The following is a 4,294-nucleotide window of genomic DNA, read 5'->3' as shown; positions in this document are numbered from 1 at the left end:
CATTAGTGCTTTATTACAGGATAAACTACTAAAAATATCTTTAATATCACTTAAACAATTCTCACGTTTATGTTCTTTAGTTGGAATTTGGATTCTCTCTATAGTATATTTATAACAAATTCTATATAAAACAAAAGCAACAATCACAAATACTCCAGCAACGATGGTAAATCTTTCAGGAATAATAATTTGCTTTCCATCTATATTCTGATAGACAACCAATGGTACAAAGAAGGATATAAACATAACTGCTATATTTGCACCCACACTTCTGAATACGGATAAAGAAGCGCGCTCTTCAGGTTTATGACTAATTACCGCAGCCATAGAACCATATGGAATATTGATAGCTGTATAGAAAAAGCTACCCCAAATAATATAAGTTACCGTAATATAAACTAGTTTAAATTCATAAGGAAAATCTTTAACCACATGTAAAAATAATAAAAAACCTGAAATACAAACAAATGGTGCTATACGTCTAATCCAGCATCTAAACCTACCATCTTTTGCTGGTGTCATAGTATCAATTAACTTGCCCATTCCTATATCTGTAAACGCATCAATAAATCGAGAACAGAGGAATAATATACCAACAATATAACCAGGAATCTCTAATACATTAGTATAAAAGAGCATGAGAAAAAAAGCACTCATAATAAATGTTAAATCATTTGCTATATCGCCACACATATATGCTATTTTATCTTTAAAACCAAAAGGTCTTTGTTCAGTGTTCATAATCTCACTCCTTTTTAAATATAGGTATCACCAAAACCACAGTACGCATCTATAGGACTAACTCCCTTAAACTCAGACTCGCCCATTAACTTTTCAACTAGTAGTTTCAATGTAATTTCTTTGCCATCGTAAGTATTAATATATGTTTTAACCTGTGGCACATCAGCTAGATGGAAAGGACATTGAACAGACACAAAAATACATGGTAATTCATGAACATAAAAAGGAATATCTGGTGTGCCTTTAGTTGCCTGCCATATAATGCGTTGCCCAGTACTAGAGTTAACATTAGCAACATTAATGACTAAATCATATCTACTTATAAGCTCATAAATTGGACGCTTAGCCGCATATTCATTACGTATAATTTCAACTTGTTCATCATCAGGTAAACTTAGAATTTCATCCATAGGTGATTTATATAGTTCAACTTCAAATCCCTTTTCTAAAAGTAATGACTTTAAAATATTAATTGGTTTTGGACCTGAGCCGGCTATTATTTTACCAAACCCACCTTCGACTCCCTTAATATCGACTAACAGTATTCTTTTGTATTTTTCAGGTAATATTGGAAAAATATCTTGCTTATTTTTAACCAAGGTTATTGCTTTATCTGCAACTTCCTTAAATAAAGCTTTATTTTCAGGCAATCCTATTTGCGATAATGCATGCTCTCTTTGTGGTAAAATTTCTTTTTTTTCTTTCTTATGTAAACCTAATTTTGCTTTTAATCCCAAAATACGCATTAAGGCGGCCTCTAAACGTTCATCTGTAATGATACCGTTTTTATATCCGTCCATCATGTATTGGAAATCTTCATCAGGATCATTGAAGAAAAGGAAAAGATCACAGCCAGCAGCAATTGATACTGGAAGAACTTCACTACGTTTCATTGAGGATGTCATAGCAACCATATGGCTTGCGTCGGTAACAACAACACCGTTGAAATTCATTTTTTCACGTAATAATTGAGTAATAATTGGTTTAGAAAGTGTAGCAGGAAGACAATCTTCATCTTGTAATTCTGGAGAAAAATATTTTTCATATGCAGGTAAATGGATATGCCCGGCCATAATAGAAGGAATGCCAGCATCAATTAATCCTTGATAAACTTTACCGAAAGTATTATCCCATTTTTCACATGAGAAACTATTAATACTGAAAGAAAGGTGTTGATCTCGTTCATCTACACCATCACCAGGAAAATGTTTCGCAGCCGGCATGATCCCACTTTCTTGAATCCCTTTCATGTAAGCTAGACCCATTTCTAATACTTGATCAGGATTTTGACTAAAACTTCTATTTGAAATAATTGGGTTTCGCCAGTTATAATTAATATCAACAATAGGCGCAAAGCTCCAGTTACAACCAATGGAGGAAGCTTCAACACCTGATACTCGCCCCATTTCATATGCCCATTTTGAATCATTTGTTGCGGCAACTTTAACATGAAGACCTATTTCAGTTCCGTCGGTGCAAGCACCATTGCCACCAGCCTCTGTATTAGCAGCTATTAATAAAGGGATCTTACTCTTCTCTTGTAAAATTCTATTTTGTTCATAAACCTCTGCAGCAGTTCCAGGATTATAACGGACAGCACCAATATGGTATTTATTAACCATTTCAGTAAGATATCCCTCATCTCGGCTTGAACCCATATTAACGAAAAGTTGGCCTATTTTTTCTTCAATACTCATATCTTCGATGGTATTGATGACCCAATTAATATCTTGCTCGGATAGAAAAAAAGGAGCTTTAGTTAAATTTACTTTTGTCATTTGATTTATCCTCTAATCACGCAATGAATGGTTAAATGCTGAAATGAGTTTGTATTGATAATCTACTCCAAATTCACAAGCAATTAACTTCGGTAATGTTTCTGTGACAAGCTGCGCCCAAGATTCAGCTTCTTGATCTCTGATTATCGGAAAAAAGTGAACATTGGAATCTTGTGCAGCCTGTAAATCCCCAGGTGAATCACCAACCATTAGAATATTGTGGGGTAGATAGCCGTATTTTTTTATCTCATTGAGGCAAAATAATTTTGTCCCTTGATCCTGACCAAAAACAATATCGACATGGGGAAGTAATTGATGGCGTTGCCACTCGTCATAGATTGCTGAATTATTGGCTGAGCTGACGACTGCTATATTTGCAAACTTATGTAACTTACAAAGTGAATCTTTCACTCCATCAAAAGGAGTATCCTGTCCTGATAACGCTTTTATTTCACTATTGACTTCATTTGACCACTTTAATGCTAATATTAAGTCAGATGATGGATTTTTATTAATTTCAGCCTCTAAAGAAATATTAGATAGTTCTTGAGTAGTGTTAACCCACTCTTTTAATCTTTGGAAATCATTTTTATAACCATATTCTTCTAACGATAAGATTAAACCTTTAAATCGATTGATACCTCGAGTTTGAGAGTAAAGGTTAATTCTGTTCCAGATGATTAAAAATCGCTCCCGATCGGTCAAATCAAATACATTAACCAAAATAGGGCCAAAACATTTTTCATGTTTTAGATCCATTGTATCCATCGCACAACCATCAGAATCAACACAAATAATGATATCGTGTGTTTTACTAAATTTTGTAAGCATACGCCTTATACCCCGCTATAAGATGAAAACCCACCATCAATCGGTAAAACCACACCATTTACGAAAGATGAATAATTTTCGTCAATTAAAAACAGAATACCTCCCAATAATTCTTGTGATTGGCCAAAACGTCCCATTGGAGTATTTGTTAAAATTTTATTCGCTCTTGCTGTCGGTGTACCATCAGAGTTAAAAAGCAATCCTCTATTTTGGTTACTGACGAGAAATCCTGGGGCTATCGCATTACAACGAATTCCAACTTTTGAAAAATAAACCGCTAACCACTGAGTAAAATTACTAACCGCAGCTTTAGCACCAGAATACGCCGGTATTTTTGTAAGTGGGGTAAAAGCATTCATACTAGAAATATTAATAATACAAGCACCTTTTTTGTGTAACATATCTTTTGCAAAGACTTGGGTCGGTAGTAATGTTCCTAAATAATTAAGATTAAAAACAAACTCTATTCCACTTTTATCTAGCTCAAAGAATGTCTTAGTTGTATCTGGTAAATTATCTTCATGAAATTCATTTTCAGTAGTGGCTTTTGGACTATTACCACCAGCACCGTTAATTAGAACATCACATGTCCCCCAATCTTTAAAAATGTCATCACGTGCTTGCTTGATACTATCTAAATTCAATACGTTTGTTTGATAAGCTTTTGATATTCCACCGTTATTATTAATTTGCTGTGCAAATTGATTTGCAACCTCAAAGTTAATATCCAATAAGGCAATTTTTGCTTGGGTTTTTGCTAATTCTTGTGCGATAAAGCCACATAAAATCCCCCCAGCACCCGTGATAACTATAATTTTATTTTTTAAATTATGATTTAATGCAATGCTCATAAATCCTCCTTGTAATGTAATTTAGTAAATTAGTAAATTAGTAAACCAACAGCTTTATGTATTCGAAGTCATTCTACTTACTTTATAAAATTG

The 4,294-nt window shown here is 33.8% G+C and carries 4 protein-coding genes; all 4 read right to left on the bottom strand.

Annotated features, from left to right (window positions below):
• Window positions 1–741: MFS transporter (locus FHQ23_RS11915; protein ID WP_176552317.1), on the bottom strand; the 741-nt coding region annotated here is incomplete at its 3' end.
• Window positions 742–755: 14 nt separating this feature from the next.
• Complete coding sequence (locus FHQ23_RS11910) at window positions 756–2,519, bottom strand: glycoside hydrolase family 3 protein (protein WP_139614512.1); 1,764 nt, start codon at window positions 2,517–2,519, stop codon at window positions 756–758.
• A gap of 12 nt (window positions 2,520–2,531) precedes the next feature.
• Window positions 2,532–3,350 (bottom strand): HAD family hydrolase, encoded by an 819-nt coding sequence (locus FHQ23_RS11905; RefSeq protein WP_267963714.1) that lies wholly within the window; start codon window positions 3,348–3,350, stop codon window positions 2,532–2,534.
• 5 nt (window positions 3,351–3,355) lie between these two features.
• Entirely contained in the window at window positions 3,356–4,201 is an 846-nt protein-coding gene (locus FHQ23_RS11900) for an SDR family oxidoreductase (RefSeq protein ID WP_139614511.1), read from the bottom strand.
• Window positions 4,202–4,294 lie beyond the last annotated feature (93 nt).

The organism is Testudinibacter crocodili (genome assembly GCF_006228025.1).
Classification (GTDB): Bacteria; Pseudomonadota; Gammaproteobacteria; order Enterobacterales; family Pasteurellaceae; genus Chelonobacter.
The sequence above is the reverse complement of the archived record's forward strand: the minus strand, read 5'-3'. Positions and strand labels throughout refer to the sequence as shown.